General features: G+C 49.5%; 19 protein-coding genes. 2 read left to right on the forward strand and 17 right to left on the reverse strand.

Going from position 1 to position 15,484, the window contains the following annotated elements; translation table 11 throughout:
• Positions 1–205 precede the first annotated feature (205 nt).
• The 7 genes from gltA to sodC all read right to left on the reverse strand — a co-directional run bounded on the left by gltA (position 206) and on the right by sodC (position 6,392).
• Complete coding sequence (gene gltA, locus MON37_RS07180) at positions 206–1,489, reverse strand: citrate synthase (RefSeq protein ID WP_039405324.1); 1,284 nt, start codon at positions 1,487–1,489, stop codon at positions 206–208.
• Between the two features lie 117 nt (positions 1,490–1,606).
• Positions 1,607–1,855, reverse strand: a complete 249-nt coding sequence (locus MON37_RS07185; protein WP_003779310.1) for an FAD assembly factor SdhE — start codon at positions 1,853–1,855, stop codon at positions 1,607–1,609.
• A 3-nt stretch (positions 1,856–1,858) separates the two neighbouring features.
• Positions 1,859–2,566, reverse strand: coding sequence for a succinate dehydrogenase iron-sulfur subunit (locus tag MON37_RS07190; protein WP_002241462.1), 708 nt, complete (start codon positions 2,564–2,566; stop codon positions 1,859–1,861).
• Between the two features lie 124 nt (positions 2,567–2,690).
• The gene (sdhA, locus tag MON37_RS07195; protein WP_019270309.1) at positions 2,691–4,454 is read right to left on the reverse strand and encodes a succinate dehydrogenase flavoprotein subunit; all 1,764 of its coding nucleotides are present in this window, start codon (positions 4,452–4,454) and stop codon (positions 2,691–2,693) included.
• A gap of 2 nt (positions 4,455–4,456) precedes the next feature.
• Positions 4,457–4,798, reverse strand: coding sequence for a succinate dehydrogenase, hydrophobic membrane anchor protein (sdhD, locus tag MON37_RS07200; RefSeq protein ID WP_003755562.1), 342 nt, complete (start codon positions 4,796–4,798; stop codon positions 4,457–4,459).
• On the reverse strand, positions 4,792–5,169 hold the full coding sequence (gene sdhC, locus MON37_RS07205; protein ID WP_003779309.1) for a succinate dehydrogenase, cytochrome b556 subunit: 378 nt from the start codon (positions 5,167–5,169) through the stop codon (positions 4,792–4,794). The genes sdhD and sdhC overlap by 7 nt, the downstream gene beginning before the upstream one ends.
• A 653-nt stretch (positions 5,170–5,822) precedes the next feature.
• Positions 5,823–6,392, reverse strand: a complete 570-nt coding sequence (gene sodC / locus MON37_RS07210; protein WP_039405320.1) for a superoxide dismutase family protein — start codon at positions 6,390–6,392, stop codon at positions 5,823–5,825.
• Between the two features lie 294 nt (positions 6,393–6,686).
• Here sodC and MON37_RS07215 point away from each other — a divergent pair, with 294 nt between their 5' ends.
• Positions 6,687–7,085, forward strand: a complete 399-nt coding sequence (locus MON37_RS07215; RefSeq protein WP_003755567.1) for a YkvA family protein — start codon at positions 6,687–6,689, stop codon at positions 7,083–7,085.
• 67 nt (positions 7,086–7,152) lie between these two features.
• On the opposite strand, the gene MON37_RS07220 is transcribed toward MON37_RS07215, so the two are convergent.
• From MON37_RS07220 to MON37_RS07260, 9 genes are all read right to left on the reverse strand, one after another.
• The gene (locus MON37_RS07220; protein ID WP_003755569.1) at positions 7,153–7,665 is read right to left on the reverse strand and encodes a lipoprotein; all 513 of its coding nucleotides are present in this window, start codon (positions 7,663–7,665) and stop codon (positions 7,153–7,155) included.
• 110 nt (positions 7,666–7,775) lie between these two features.
• Positions 7,776–7,949 carry a hypothetical protein gene (locus MON37_RS12325; RefSeq protein WP_052242808.1) on the reverse strand — a complete coding sequence of 58 codons (174 nt, stop codon included), beginning with the start codon at positions 7,947–7,949 and terminating at the stop codon, positions 7,776–7,778.
• A gap of 22 nt (positions 7,950–7,971) precedes the next feature.
• Complete coding sequence (cysK, locus tag MON37_RS07230; protein ID WP_003769224.1) at positions 7,972–8,904, reverse strand: cysteine synthase A; 933 nt, start codon at positions 8,902–8,904, stop codon at positions 7,972–7,974.
• 114 nt (positions 8,905–9,018) lie between these two features.
• Positions 9,019–9,627, reverse strand: coding sequence for a hypothetical protein (locus tag MON37_RS07235; protein WP_039405317.1), 609 nt, complete (start codon positions 9,625–9,627; stop codon positions 9,019–9,021).
• Positions 9,624–10,475, reverse strand: coding sequence for a diaminopimelate epimerase (gene dapF, locus MON37_RS07240; protein WP_003755574.1), 852 nt, complete (start codon positions 10,473–10,475; stop codon positions 9,624–9,626). The genes MON37_RS07235 and dapF overlap by 4 nt, the downstream gene beginning before the upstream one ends.
• A gap of 122 nt (positions 10,476–10,597) precedes the next feature.
• Positions 10,598–11,260 carry a TetR/AcrR family transcriptional regulator gene (locus MON37_RS07245; protein ID WP_039405314.1) on the reverse strand — a complete coding sequence of 221 codons (663 nt, stop codon included), beginning with the start codon at positions 11,258–11,260 and terminating at the stop codon, positions 10,598–10,600.
• An 11-nt stretch (positions 11,261–11,271) separates the two neighbouring features.
• Positions 11,272–12,312: a UDP-N-acetylmuramate dehydrogenase gene (gene murB / locus MON37_RS07250; protein WP_039405313.1), complete on the reverse strand. Its 1,041-nt coding sequence runs from the start codon at positions 12,310–12,312 to the stop codon at positions 11,272–11,274.
• A gap of 76 nt (positions 12,313–12,388) precedes the next feature.
• Positions 12,389–13,768 carry a multidrug efflux MATE transporter NorM gene (norM, locus tag MON37_RS07255; protein WP_039405361.1) on the reverse strand — a complete coding sequence of 460 codons (1,380 nt, stop codon included), beginning with the start codon at positions 13,766–13,768 and terminating at the stop codon, positions 12,389–12,391.
• 71 nt (positions 13,769–13,839) lie between these two features.
• The gene (locus MON37_RS07260) at positions 13,840–14,805 is read right to left on the reverse strand and encodes an IS30 family transposase (RefSeq protein ID WP_242883581.1); all 966 of its coding nucleotides are present in this window, start codon (positions 14,803–14,805) and stop codon (positions 13,840–13,842) included.
• Between the two features lie 27 nt (positions 14,806–14,832).
• On the opposite strand from MON37_RS07260, the gene MON37_RS07265 reads away from it, so the two are divergent.
• The gene (locus MON37_RS07265) at positions 14,833–15,015 is read left to right on the forward strand and encodes a hypothetical protein (RefSeq protein WP_039410197.1); all 183 of its coding nucleotides are present in this window, start codon (positions 14,833–14,835) and stop codon (positions 15,013–15,015) included.
• 6 nt (positions 15,016–15,021) lie between these two features.
• Here the strand turns inward: MON37_RS07265 and MON37_RS07270 are convergent, their stop codons facing one another.
• Positions 15,022–15,360, reverse strand: coding sequence for a P-II family nitrogen regulator (locus MON37_RS07270; RefSeq protein ID WP_016687995.1), 339 nt, complete (start codon positions 15,358–15,360; stop codon positions 15,022–15,024).
• Positions 15,361–15,484: the final 124 nt, after the last annotated feature.

The raw sequence follows: 15,484 nt of genomic DNA on the forward strand, positions 1-15,484 counted from the left end.
CGCGAGCTCTTTTCTTTAAAATATAAACAAAGGGTAGAATTCCATGTGTTTCAACGGAATCCATGCCGTTTGAAATGACACTTCATTCTACCCTATTTCCAGCCAAATTACTTGTATCTGTTTCGTTTGCTGCAGACAAACTTATTTAAAAAAACTATTCGGCTTTCTCAAATGAAGTTCCGACAACATATTAATATACTGATTTTCAGCGTTTATCCGCCGGTACATAATCACGACGTACGGCACCGGTATAAAGTTGGCGCGGACGGCCGATTTTCAGCGAAGGATCGCCAATCATTTCATGCCAGTGCGAAATCCAGCCCACGCTGCGTGACAGGGCAAAGATGACGGTAAACATTTCGGTCGGAATGCCCAGCGCGGACAGGACGATACCGGAGTAGAAGTCGACGTTGGGGTACAGTTTGCGCTCCACGAAGAACGGGTCTTTCAGGGCAATTTGTTCCAATTCCATTGCCAGCTTGAATTTCGGACTGTCTTCCAAGCCCAATTCTTTCAGCACTTCATAACAGGTCTCGCGCATGATGCTGGCGCGCGGATCCATATTGCGGTACACGCGGTGTCCGAAGCCCATCAGGCGGTATTTACGCTGTTTCACGCCTTCCATATATTCGGCAACACGGGATACATCGCCGATTTCGTCCAACATTTTCAAGACGGCTTCGTTCGCGCCGCCGTGGGATGCACCCCACAGACAGGCAATACCGGCAGCGATACAGGCAAACGGGTTCGCACCTGAAGAACCTGCCAGACGGACGGTCGAAGTCGATGCGTTTTGCTCGTGGTCGGCATGAAGGATAAAGATGCGGTCAAGCGCGCGTGCCAATACGGGATTGGGTTTGTAGTCTTCACATGGTGTGGCAAACATCATGTGCATGAAATTTTCGGAATAAGAGAGGTTGTTTCTCGGATAATTGAACGGCAGACCGTTGGAATAGCGGTAGCACATCGCCGCAATCGTCGGAATTTTGGAAATCAGACGGTAAATTGCGATTTTGCGGTGTTCGGGGTTCGTAATGTCCAGACTGTCTTGATAGAACGCAGACAATGCACCAACCACGCCGACCATCATCGCCATCGGATGCGCATCGCGACGGAAGCCGCGGAAGAACCAAGTCAGCTGTTCATGCACCATCGTATGACGGCGGACGGTATTGTCAAATTCTGCCTTTTGCTCAGGCGTCGGCAGTTCGCCGTAAATCAGCAGGTAGCAGACTTCCAAATAATCGGATTTTTCGGCGAGTTGTTCGATGGGATAACCACGGTAATACAGCAGACCTTTGTCGCCGTCGATATAAGTGATTTTGGATTCGCAGCTTGCTGTTGAAACGAACCCGGGGTCGAATGAGAATAAGCCTGTGTTTTTCGTCAGTGCGCGGATATCGACCACGTCATGACCGATGCTCGCTTCCAATACGGGCAGTTCTAAATCCTCTTGATTGGGTACGTTGAGTTTAATTGATTTGGACATATTTATCGCTCCTTTGTAGGTTGGGGCTTTCGTTGCTGCCTATGCAGCACGGTCTTTATTTTCAGACGACCTCCGTATCCTAGAAATCCGCCGAAAGGCAGGCGGATTTCCAATACGTCAAGCTCGTCTGATTTTTTCAAGCATGGGGATAAGGTGTTCCTTGTCTGTCGCCGAATGTCCGTTGATCAGGGCAAGAAGCTCCTGATCTTGAAACTCAAGGATTTCGGAAAACTCGGACAGCTCTTTATCGCTCAAATGCTCGAATTCTTTTTCCATAAACCTGCCGAAAATCAAATCTAACTCCAATAATCCCCGGCGGGTTTGAAAACGGATTTTCCGTTTGGCAATATCGTCAAAAACCATCATTTCTTAAACGGCTCGTTTCAACATAATTTCTTTAATCTTACCGATGGCACGGGTCGGATTCAAGTGTTTAGGGCATACGTCCACGCAGTTCATGATGGTATGGCAGCGGAACAGGCGATACGGGTCGTTCAAATTATCCAAACGCTCGTTGGTGATGGTATCGCGGCTGTCGGCAATGAAGCGGTAGGCATTCAGCAAACCGGACGGACCGACGAATTTGTCGGGATTCCACCAGAACGACGGGCAGGCAGTCGAGCAGCAGGCGCACAAAATACATTCGTACAAGCCGTCCAGCTCTTTACGCTCTTCCTGAGTTTGCAGACGCTCTTTGTCGGCATCGATCGGATTGTCGTTGACGACATAAGGTTTGATGGAGTGGTATTGTTTGAAGAACTGGGTCATGTCCACAATCAGGTCGCGGATGACAGGCAGACCGGGCAGCGGGCGGATTTTGACAGGTTGTTTCAAACCTCGTAAGTCAGTCAAACATGCCAAGCCGTTTTTGCCGTTGATGTTCATACCGTCAGAACCGCAAATACCTTCGCGGCAGGAACGGCGGAAAGACAGGGTGTCGTCTTGCGCTTTCAGGCGCACCAGCGCGTCCAAAAGTTTGACGTCGGTAGGTTCCAGTTCCAACTCGTAACGTTGCATATATGGTTTGGCATCAACATCCGGATTGTAACGGTAAATTTCAAAACTCATTTTTTCCATGAGAAGTGTTCCTTTTCTCATAAACCGCCTGATGGTTTTATGTTATGGGTTCAGGCTGTTCAGTGTGGTGGTGTATTTGATTTTCAGACGACCCCTTGTGATACAGAGGTCGTCTGAAAACGCATCAGTAAACGCGCTTGGCCGGTTTGATGTATTCCACGCTCAAAGGCTGGGTGTGCACCGGTTTGTAGGACAAGGTATTGGTATCTGAATGATACAGCGTGTGTTTCATCCAGTTTTCGTCATCGCGCTCAGGATGGTCGTCTGAAGCGTGCGCGCCGCGTGATTCTTTACGTGCTTCGGCAGACACCAAAGTCGCTTTTGCCACTTCAATCAGATTATCCAATTCCAAAGCTTCGATACGCGCGGTATTCCACACTTTGCTCTTGTCTTTGATTTCAGTACGCTTCACACGCTCGGCAATCGCCATAATTTCTCGAACGCCTTTGCTGAGAATCTCATCGGTACGGAACACACCGGCGTGCAGTTGGACAGAGCGTTGCAGTTCACGGCGCAATGCATCAACGTTTTCGCCGCCGGTTTGGTTATCCAAGCGTTCGATACGTTGACGGGTCAGCTCGCCGGCATCGGCAGGCAGCGGTTTCCAATCGCTTTGCTCTTTGATGAATTTAATCATGCTGTCGCCGGCAGCTTTACCGAACACCACCAAGTCCAACAGAGAGTTGGTACCTAAACGGTTCGCACCGTGCACAGAAGCACAAGCGCACTCGCCCGCTGCGTACAGACCTTTCACCGGCACTTCATATTCGTCGCCTTGCGGAACAACGACTTCGCCGTGGTAGTTGGTCGGAATACCGCCCATCATGTAGTGGGTAGTCGGCACAACGGGAATCGGATCTTTAATCGGGTCGATACCGGCAAACTGAATGGAAATCTCGCGGATGCCCGGCAGTTTTTCCATAATTTTTTCGGCACCGATATGGTCGATTTTCAGCAATACATGGTCTTTGTTTTTGCCACAGCCTCGACCTTCGTAGATTTCCATCGCCATCGCGCGAGAAACTACGTCGCGCGAAGCCAAGTCTTTTACGGTCGGCGCATAGCGTTCCATAAAGCGTTCGCCGTCAGCATTCAACAGAATACCGCCCTCACCGCGTACGCCTTCGGTAATCAACACGCCTGCACCTGCCACGCCGGTCGGGTGAAATTGCCAGAACTCCATATCTTCCAACGGAATGCCTGCACGGGCGCAAATACCCAAACCGTCGCCGGTGTTCATATAGGCATTGGTAGAAGAAGCATAAATACGACCTCCGCCGCCAGTAGCAAACATCACGGCTTTAGCATGGAAAATGTAAACTTCGCCGGTTTCCATTTCCATGGCGGTCACACCGACGACGTCGCCGTTTTCATCACGAATCAAATCTTGCGCCGTCCATTCCACAAAGAATTGCGTATTGGCACGGACGTTTTGTTGATACAAAGTATGCAGCATTGCATGACCTGTACGGTCGGCAACCGCGCAGGCACGTTCTACCGCGCGTTTACCGTGTTCGGCAGTATGGCCGCCGAAAGGGCGTTGATAAATTTTGCCGCTTTCCACGCGGTCAAAAGGCATACCCATGTGTTCCAACTCAATCACCGCTTCAGGCGCGGCGCGACACATAAACTCAATCGCGTCTTGGTCGCCCAGCCAGTCGGAACCTTTCACGGTATCGTACATGTGCCAGTCCCAACGGTCTTCCTGCACATTACCCAGCGAAGCGGAAATACCGCCCTGCGCCGCTACAGTATGCGAACGGGTCGGGAACACTTTAGACAAAACGGCACAATTCAGACCGGATTTGGATAATTGGAGGGCTGCGCGTAAACCTGCACCACCACCGCCGACAATCACGGCATCAAACTTGCGAACAGGAAAACCCATACTTACCCCCAAATTACTTTAATTGAATACACCAAGCAGCCGACCAGCCAAACGATGGTGGCAACCTGCAAAAACAAACGCACGCCGAAGGGTTTGATATAGTCCATCCACAAATCGCGGATACCCACCCAAGCGTGCAAAAATACGGCGATAAAGCTAACCTGGGTGAACACTTTCACCCAAACTTGATCGAAAAATGCCTGCCAAGCCGAATATTCTTTAGGCAAGGTAAACAGAATCACTAAAAGCGCGACGGTATAGATCAACATGATAACCGCAGTCGCACGCTGCATCGCCCAATCGCGCAAACCGTAATGGGCACCGGTCAATTTACGCTCTACCATAACAACGCTCCCAAAACGACGGTCAACACCAGCGCGGCAGCAAACACCAATTTGGCGGTATTCCGCGCAGTATTCAGCTCAAGGCCTTTGTGTGCATCCAAAAATAAAAAACGGATACCGGCGAGAAAATGGTGCAGATAAGCCCATAACACGCCGATTAAAATCAACTTGACCAAAGGATTGGAAACGATGGCACGGTAAGTTTCAAACGCCGACTCGCGGCTCAACGTACCGGACAGGAGATACAGCAAAACGGGAAGCATTATAAATAACCCTACCCCGCTGATGCGGTGCAAGATGGAGACAATTCCCGGTATAGGCAACCGTATATTGGGAATCTCCAAAAAGACAGGACGCGGTTTGACGGACATAGCCAGTTCCTCTGTATTTTTTATCAGCTCAAAACCAATAACTCAAATTACATCGAGTTACATAAACTATAATTTACCTGTTTTATCCGATTTTGAACAGTCTAATTTATAAACAATCTAATAAATTTTACCAAAAAACATCATAAACTGTACCAATAACAATAAACATCTCTATTAATACTTAAACCAACATTTTTTCCACTACCGCTTAATCAGTTTCGCATAATCTCACACCATCAAAATAGTATTAATATCTTGTTTCTTGTGATAAAAATATGAATTAATATCATTTACCAACGCATCCACAAGCAAAACAACCATAACCTTATGGGATAAAACGTTGCATTCAAAACAAAATTTCAACAGGCAACTTTTCAGACGACTCTCTTATTTTTCTATTACAAAACTGCAATATTTTAGTGAATAAAGATTTGCGTCATACGTCATATCGATGATGTGATTTCTACTAATGCCTTCAAAAAGACAGCGCTGCAACCATAGCGGAATGATACGGGCTTCAGACAAACAGCTGATTGACGCTATTCATAAATTAAATAACACAGCTGAAGTGCTGAAGTAGATCTCATTGCAAATAAAAGTGCGGTTAAAACGTTCAACATTTTTAACCGCACTTTTTGTTTCTAACAATTAACCTATTTAATCACGCCACACGCCATACGCGCACCGCCACCACCAAGCGGAGCAGGATGATCGGAATGATTGTCGCCACCAACGTGGATCATAATAGAATGACCACGAACTTCATTAAGGTGTTTGATGCGTGGCGCAAGAACCGGATTGGTGGCTGTGCCGTCGTGCAATACGGTTAATGCAGGCAAATCGCCTAAGTGGGCATCATCTTGCCATGGGAAACCGTGTTTTTTGGTTTCTTTCGGATCCCAGTGACCGCCGGCACCCAACCCTGCAGTCAGTTTACCGTCTTTTTCCTTCGGCTCACAGCTTGGGTTTTGGTGAATGTGAAAGCCATGCAAGCCGGCTTCTAATCCTCTTAAGTTTGGCGTAAAGACCAAACCGTACTTGGATTCGGTAATCGTTACAGTGCCTACATCTTTATTACCATTAACCGGGTCAAGTTGTTGCACTTTCACTTTAATAGAAGCACCGGCAGGTGTCATGTGGTCATGTTTGTGTTCATGCGCATTGACCACTCCCGCAGCACAGATTGCACTGATACCAACAGCTACGAGTGTTTTAAATTTCATTTATATCTCCTTTTTATGTCAAATTTATGTCAAGGCCCCTTTGTATTCTAAACAAAATGGGGAGTAAATCGAGTATTTTTAAGATGTTATTAGCTATCAAAGCCATTTGATTTTTCTATCTTTTCCATTAATCGAAATAATATTTATTTATAATATGAAACAGCTACGATAAAGAAGTAGTCAACCATAATTTTGCCTCGTTTAGGCAAAACTGACATTTCTTTGCCTTACTCCGCTTTATACTGTGCCCGCATTACGGCAAACCCTTTCCACTCAATTACTGCGAGGCTTGTTATGAAACATTCCGAAGAAAAACAATACACCCAGTCTTCCGATCCGGAAAACTTTATCCCAAAATTCAGAAGGCGTAATTTGGACAAAACGGGCTTTCTCAACAAACTCGCCCGTTTTGCAGGCCGGTTGGGCGAGCCCATCGTACGCCAGTTGTATGCACTGTATTATCTTTGGGACTCCCCTCACACCCCCAGACGCGCCAAGATGATTATCGTCGGCGCATTGGTTTACTTCCTCAGCCCTATCGACAGCATTCCCGATTTGCTGGGTCCTTTGGGATTCAGCGACGACATTGCCGTTATTACTTTGGTGTACAGCCAGATGAAAACTTATCTGACGGAAGACATCAAAGAGCGGGCAAGACTGGCAACCGAGAAGCTGCTGCGTAAAACATCATAAATATCAGCATCCAAAACAAAAGGTCGTCTGAAAATTTTCAGACGACCTTTTGTTTGAAATGAGAAACTTATTTCAACGGAGTCATGTTCATGACTTCCATCAGGAAGTTGGTAAATGCCGGATTAGAAGGCTTGTTACCCATATTTTTCCAGCGTTGCTGCCATCCGCGCAGGGCGTTTTGGATATACAGTTTGGATTGTTCGGTATTGATTTCGCCTCGTTGGCTGTCAACGGCAGAACGCAGATAAACCTCATATACGCTGTCATCCACGACATTACGGCCGACAAGCTGGATACGGAACTTGTTCAGATATTGGGCAGCTTGAACTTTGGTCATTTTTCCTTGGCTGACCTGATAGCTCAAACGCGTCGCCTCATCGCGGATTTTTGAAACATCACTCCAATGCGAAGAAGCCAAACTGAACGCCGCAGATTTTTCACCCTTAGTCGTTTTAACATTAGGCTTAACATTAGTCGGACGGACAGGCACTTCTTGCAAGCTTGGGACATAAATGGTCTCACAACCGGCAAGTGCCGCCAACGCAAATAAGATGGGAATATATTTTTTCATGTCTACCATTATAATCAGGATTATCCAGATAACCAAATTCTATATCAATCTGACTTTTTCTGTTGACTGAATTACAACAACTTTCGCCTTACATTCCAATCTTTACACGATATGGTGGTTTATAGTGGACTAACTTTAAACCAGTACGGCGTTGCCTCGCCTTGCCGTACTATCTGTACTGTCTGCAGCTTCGTCGCCTTGTCCTGATTTAAATTTAATCCACTATAAATCCATTTTTGCGCCACACCATGCCGCAAGACCGCAAAAAAGACCGCCGAAGCGGTCTTTTTCATCACTTATTTTCTCCCAACCCTATTATGCCAAATCGGCAAACAGAGGCGTAGAAAGATAGCGTTCGCCATAAGAAGGCAGCAGCACGACAATCAGTTTGCCTTCGTTTTCAGGCTGTTTGGCAAGCTGCAGCGCGCTCCATACTGCCGCACCGGAAGAAATACCGACCAAAATACCTTCTTTTTCCGCCATCGCGCGGGCGGTTTCAAACGCCGCTTCGTTCGGAACTTGGGAAACGCTGTCATATACCTTGGTATTCAACACGGTAGGGATAAAGCCGGCGCCAATACCTTGAATCGGGTGCGGACCTTTTTCGCCACCGCTCAACACCGGAGAAGCTTCAGGCTCGACGGCAACGACTTTGACTTCGGGTTTGTATTTTTTCAACACTTCACCCACGCCGGTAACCGTACCGCCCGTACCGACACCCGCCACAAAAATATCAACTTTACCGTCAGTATCGCGCCAAATTTCTTCGGCGGTCGTTTCGCGGTGGATTTGCGGGTTCGCCTCGTTATCGAATTGGCGCGGCATGAAATAAGTATCGGGATGCTCGTCCACCAAGGCTTGTGCTTTTGCAATCGCCCCTGCCATACCTTCGGACGCAGGAGTCAAAATCAATTCCGCACCGAACGCACGCAGCAGCATTTTGCGTTCTTTACTCATGCTTTCAGGCATCGTGATTGCCAGCTTGTAGCCGCGCGCCGCGCACACCATTGCCAAACCGATACCCGTATTGCCGCTGGTCGCTTCCACAATTACAGTATCCTTACCGATTTTGCCCGCTTTTTCGGCGGCTTCAACCATTGCTTCGGCAATGCGGTCTTTCACGCTGCTGCCGGGATTGAAAAATTCCAGTTTGACGGCGACTTCGGCTTTCAAACCTTCAGTCAGACGGTTTAATTTGACCAACGGGGTGTTGCCGATCAGCTCGGTAATGCTGTTTGCAATCTTCATTTTCTACTCCAGATTTTGATGTGATATGACCTGTATATTAAAGACAGGTCGTCTGAAAAACCAATATCGAATGTTTCTTTATTTATAACTTTTGGTTGTTTGGCTTGATGCGTCCTAATGAAGTCCGATTTCTCCGACTATCGCCCCCGTGACTAAAGTCTGCATGACCAAAGCCATCAGCCAGCCCAGTCTGAGTTGCGCTTTACTGAACACCGCCGGCGACTGCTTGGCAATACTTCTGCGGTGCAGATAAAAAACCGCCATCATGACAAACTGCAAAACAAACCAATAAACAGGCTTGAGCGCGTACAGTTTCAACAAAGCCGGAAACGTAAAAGCCAAAGAACGGCCCGGCATCAGAAAATACAATATCGCGGCAATCGACACAAAAGCCAAAGTCATCAATACATTGCTGACGGCAAACACGCTCAAAAACGGATGCTGCAAATCCGCCTGCCAAAAACCAGTATCCGCCTGCTTTTTCCAATGAAAAGCAAAGAAAAACACACTGGCAAAAGTCAGATAAAAATGCGGGACAAACAACGGACCGACATGAGTAATCCCCCACATTCCCGGCAAAAGCTGCGATCCCAAAATCGACACGCCCAGCCACAAAACAACCGAAGCCCAAAACCACTGGAACATTTCAGCGCGGAAAATCAATCCAAAAAACACCAGCCCATAAGCAACAACGGCGAGAAAATCCAAATTCGTCCAAATCATGAATACTGCAACTCGCCTTCAAAAACCGTTTGAACAGGCCCGGTCATCAAAACGTCCTCACCATGCGACCAAGTAATAAACAAATCCCCGCCCGGCAGCGAAACCTTCACTGGCACACCTTCCGCCAACAGCCCCAACCGGACGCCCGAAACCACAGCCGCACAAGCCCCCGTACCGCAAGCCTGCGTTTCACCCACACCGCGTTCAAATACGCGCAGGCGGATAGATTCCCTATCGACAATCTGCATAAAGCCGACGTTGACACGTTCCGGAAACTGTTCGTGTGACTCAATCGCCTCACCCCAATGAGCCACGGGCGCAGTCTGTACATCCTCGACCACGATCACAGCATGAGGATTGCCCATATTCACACAACTGACCTGCACTGTCTCCAAACCGACCATCACCATATGCGTCAAAGCATCATCCGCTTCGTCAGGAACCGGTACAAACGGAATTTCAGACGACGTAAAGCGCGGTTTGCCCATATTCACGGTCACCAAACCATTATCCAACAGCTTGGGAATAATCACGCCCTTAGCCGTTTCCACCAAAATTTCCTTTTTATCGGTCAAACCTTTATCCGCCACAAATCGGGCAAAACAGCGTGCGCCGTTGCCACACTGCTCCACCTCGCTGCCGTCCGCATTGAATATACGATAACGGAAATCCACCGCATCGGAAGAAGGCTTTTCCACCAACAGCAACTGATCGAAGCCCACCCCTCTAAAACGGTCGGACCATTCGGCAAGCGGCGCAGTCAGCGGATCAAAATCCTGCCCGATACCGTTTACCACCATAAAATCATTGCCCAAACCGTGCATTTTGGTAAATTTCAAGGTTTTCATCAGTTTTCCTGTTTGTAATCGAATTGAGATGTTTTTTAGATATTGGCAACTAGGCATGGATACTCAGGCAGAGATTTGCCGCATCATCTTTTTTCAGACGACCTTTAACCTTGCCCCAATGATTATGATGTCAAAATATCGGCTGCCGCTGTAATTCTTCGGTCGTATTCCTCGCGGTGTTCCGGCAAGAGGTAGGGACGCAGGAGGCTTAAGGTACGGCGGATGCCGCGTGCTTTGGAGTCTTCGGTCAACTTGGTTCGCCCGCGTAGGGAGCTGTCGAAGTCGAACCAGTATTTCGTGACCATCCACATATTGACGGCGAGGTCGTTCATGGCGGTTTGGTCGGCTTGGATGATGTTCAGACCGTTGAGCTGGGTGAGCAGGTTGACCAAGAGCGGGGAGACTTTGGCTTGGGTGAAGGTATTGTGTTCGCCCAATAGTTCGGCACTGCGCGCAAGCAGGGTGTTCACGTCGCTAAAGAGGAAGCGGTATTCCCACATGACGTCATAAATGCCCGCCATATAATTGATGGAGTCTTCCACATCGGACGGCAACACGGCTTCATTCAGGTATGCCAGCAGGGCTTCGCTGTAACGTTTGAACAGTTGGACGATAATTTCGTCTTTGTTGCGGAAGTGGTAATAAAGATTGCCCGGACTGATGCCCAAATGCGCCGCGATATGGTTGGTGCTGATGTTGCGCTCGCCTTCCTCGTTGAAGAGCGTCAGGCTGGCGTCGATGATGCGGGTGTAAGTATTGGTTTTTGCAATGCGGGTCACGGGCATACTCCTTGGATTTACAGGCTGTACGAAGCGGGCAGCCAATTGGGTTCGGCGTGTAATTCTACCTGAAATCGAGTAAATACTGTATCGCAGACATGTTGCGCCAGTTGCCGGACGTCGTCTGAAGAAGCATTGTTTTTGTTCACCAAAACCAAAGCCTGCCTGTCGTGTACCGCTGCACCGCCGATTTGGAAGCCTTTCAGACGACATTGGTCGATCAGCCAGCCGGCGGCGAGTTTGACCGAACCGTCGGGCTGCGGATAGCGCGGCATATCGGGATGCTGCTGCAACAGGGAAGCGGCTTTTTCCGCGCTGACGACGGGGTTTTTAAAGAAACTGCCGACATTACCAAGTACGTTAGGATTAGGCAGTTTACTGTTGCGGATTAAACACACTGCATCGGAAATGTCTTTCGCCGTCGGCATTCTGCCCGCGCTCAGTTCGGCAACGGCGGCTGCCAAATCGCCGTAACCCAAATTCGGCTCGAAACGCTCTTTCAGGGCGAATACGACCGAAACAATCACATAACGCCCTTTGCCTTCCTGCTTGAACAGGCTTTCGCGGTAGGCGAAGCGGCAGTCGGCATTGGCAAGCTCGACAAAGGTTTCCGTATCCAAATCGAAGCAGCGCACGCTGTGAATCACGTCTTTCGCCTCCACGCCGTATGCGCCGATGTTCTGCACGGGCGACGCGCCGACCGTACCCGGAATCAGGCTCAGGTTTTCCAGACCGTTCAAGCCCAGCGCGACAGTGTGCAGGACAAAATCGTGCCAAATTTCGCCCGCCTGCGCTTCGATGTAAACGAGGTCGTCTGAACGCGCAATCTCGCGTATGCCTTTGTTTTCCATATGGACGACCAGTCCGGCGTAATCCTGCATCAAGAGGATGTTGCTGCCGCCGCCGAGCCATAAAACGGTATCGCGGTCGAACTCGGGCAATCGGACGATGTCGCGCAACTCGTCAGCGTGTTCGAGTGCGATAAAGGCTTGGGCTTGGGCGCGAAGACCGAAGGTGTTGTAGGGGGTGAGGTCGGTTTGGTATTGGATGGGTTGCATGGGTTTAAACTTTAAAATAGGTATTGTCAGTGGCGGGCTTCAGCCCATTGTTTCGATATTTTAATCGGCGGAGTTTTCAGACGACCTTATGCAATCTGACCATCTCCCTGCTGCACAATTCCAAGCACCACACCAAGGCGATGGCTGCGATGGTGAGCGAGGCAATCAATGCCGTCCAGAAGCCGTAAATGCCCATATCGAAACGGTAGGCGAGCAGGTAGCCCGGCAACAGGCCGCAGCCCCAGAAGGCGGCGGCGTGGATGAACATCGGCACCTTTGTGATCTTATAGCCGCGCAGGGCGTAGGATGCGATACATTGGGTGAAATCTGCCGGTTGGAACAAGCCGGCGAACAGCAGGACGGTGGCGGCAATGCTTAAAACCGCCGGGTCATTGTTGTATATGCTTGCCAGCGGGGAACGGAATAATACCAAGGAAAGCACGGTAATCACGGCGAGCACCCAGCCCGATACCAGCGATACGCCGGAAATATAACGCGCCCGCGAAAATTCGCGCCGTCCTAATGAAAAGCCGATGCGCACCGTTCCCGCCGAGCCGACGCTTTGCGGAATCATATAGAGAATCCCCGACAAACTGATGCCGACCTGCTGCGCCGCCACATAATCCTCGCCGAAAGGCGCAATCAAAAACACGATAAACGAAAACGCGCTGGCTTCCAAAAAATAAGACAGCCCGATGGGCGCGCCGATTTTCCAAATCTGTTTGAACACCGCCCAATCCGGTTTGCCGAATTTTGCCGTCAGTCCGAACGGGCGGAAGAATTTTTCCTTGGCGATATAAATCCACAACGCCAGCGCGCTGAACCAGAACACCGCCATAGTTGCCAACCCGCAGCCCGCGCCGCCCAAAGCGGGCATACCGAATTTGCCGTAAACGAAAATATAGTTCAGCGGCACGTTTAACACAAACGCCGCGAAGCTGACCAACATAATCAGGCGCGGGCGGTTCAGGCTGGAAGCGTAGGCGTGTAAGGCGCGGTGCACCATTGCCGCCGGCATCGCCAGACTGGTGAACAACATATACTGCGCCATCGTGCCTTCGACATAATCGCTCAAGGTCAGCCAGTTGCGGAACGGCGTAATCGCCGTCCACATCAATACCATGCCGAAAATCCCCAAAAACAGCCCGAACCAAATCCCCTGCCGCCCCGTTTCGCCCACTTCACCGGTTTTGCCCGCGCCGTGAAGCTGGGCAATCATCGGGTTCAGCGCCGCCATAATGCCCATAAAGGTAATATAAACCGTGGCAAACGCGCTGCTGCCCAACGCCACCGCCGCCAAATCCTCCTTGCCCGCACCGCCCGCCATCACGGTATCGACGAAACCGATGCCCACCTGCGCGACCTGCGCCAACAGCATGGGCAGGGCAAGGGCGGCCAGCAGGCGGACTTCTTTCAGGAAGACGGAAAAGGAAAAGCGGTTGAGGTCGAGCAGCATAAGTGTTTGTAGGACTTTAAAAAAGCGGAAATAAAGAAACAGGTCCTTGGATTCGGATTTCAAGTGCAACACTAGGGTACCAGTGGTTGGAACAGATTTAAGAATAAAACACTTGGCGTTTCGTAGCCAAGTGTTTTTCTCGGCCGGTGGTTCAACTCATCTTGAACCCTGCGTATCTCCCGATCGCTGATGTTTCGGAAATCGGTTTGTTTGGGGAAATATTGCCGGATGAGTCCATTGGTGTTCTCATTCAGCCCTTTCTCCCAAGAATGGTAAGGGCGGCAAAAATAGGTTTTCGCCTTCAATGCTTTGGCTATTTTGGTGTGTTGGTAGAACTCTTTGCCGTTATCCATGGTGATGGTGTGGACTCTGGCTTTATATGCCTTTAATACCCTAATGGCCGCCCGGGCAGTGTCTTCGGCTTTTAAGTTCTTTAATTTGCAGATGATGGTGTAGCGGGTAGTGCGTTCGACCAAGGTCAATAACGCGCTTTTCTGATTTTTGCCGACGATGGTGTCGGCCTCCCAATCGCCGATGCGGGTTTTCCGGTCGACGATAGCAGGTCGGTTTTCTATGCCGACGCGGTCGGGCACTTTGCCTCTGGTCCATGTGCTGCCGTAGCGTTTGCGGTAGGGTTTGCTGCATATTCTGAGGTGTTGCCACAAAGTGCCGCCGTTGCTTTTGTCTTGGCGGAGGTAGCGGTAAATGGTGCTGTGATGGAGTGTGATCCCGTGGTGTTTATGCAGGTAGGCACATACTTGTTCGGGACTGAGTTTGCGGCGGATAAGGGTGTCGATGTGTTGAACCAGCTGCGAATCGAGCTTATAGGGTTTTCGCCGGTGCTGTTTGGTCAGCCGGTTTTGCTTCTGTGCTTTTTCGGCGCTGTATTGCTGTCCTTGGATGCAGTGCCGCTTGATTTCTCGGCTGATGGTGCTTTTGTGGCGGTTGAGCTGTTTGGCGATTTCGGCGATGGTGCAGTGGCGGGACAGGTATTGGATATGGTATCGTTCGTCTTGGGTCAGTTGTGTGTAGCTCATGGCAATCTTTCTTGCAGGAAAGGCCGTATGCTACCGCATACTGGCCTTTTTCTGTTATGGAAAGTTGCACTTCAAATGCGAATCCGCCGTCGTCTGAAAATAGACGGCCTGTTCCGTATGGGATTTGAAAACGGAATTATATTGGAAACAACGGTTGATGGACAGCCAGAAACCTTTCAGACGACCTTAAACACCCTCAATGTCGTCTGAAAACCCTCAAATCGCCGCCTCAGAGCGTTCGCCCGTACGGATGCGGATAGCTTCTTCCACAGGCAGCACGAAGATTTTGCCGTCGCCGATTTTGCCGGAACGGGCGTTTTCGATGATAACGTCAATCACTCTTTCGACATCTTCATCGGCAATAATCAATTCAACTTTAACTTTGGGCAGAAAATCGACGGCATATTCCGCGCCGCGGTAGATTTCTGTATGCCCTTTCTGACGGCCGAACCCTTTGACCTCGCTGACGGTCATGCCGGTGATGCCGATTTCGGTAAGGGCTTCGCGTACGTCGTCGAGTTTGAAAGGTTTGATGATGGCTTCGATTTTTTTCATGGCACACTCCGATTAGATAGGAACAAACGGCAAATATAACAGAAGCAGCAGGGAAACGATAAGCGGTACGGTTCACTCAGCGATGCGGGAATGACGGTATTTGACATAAAGACATAAGGAAACA

Origin of the sequence: Morococcus cerebrosus (assembly GCF_022749515.1) — a bacterium.
GTDB classification, from domain to species: domain Bacteria; phylum Pseudomonadota; class Gammaproteobacteria; order Burkholderiales; family Neisseriaceae; genus Neisseria; species Neisseria cerebrosa.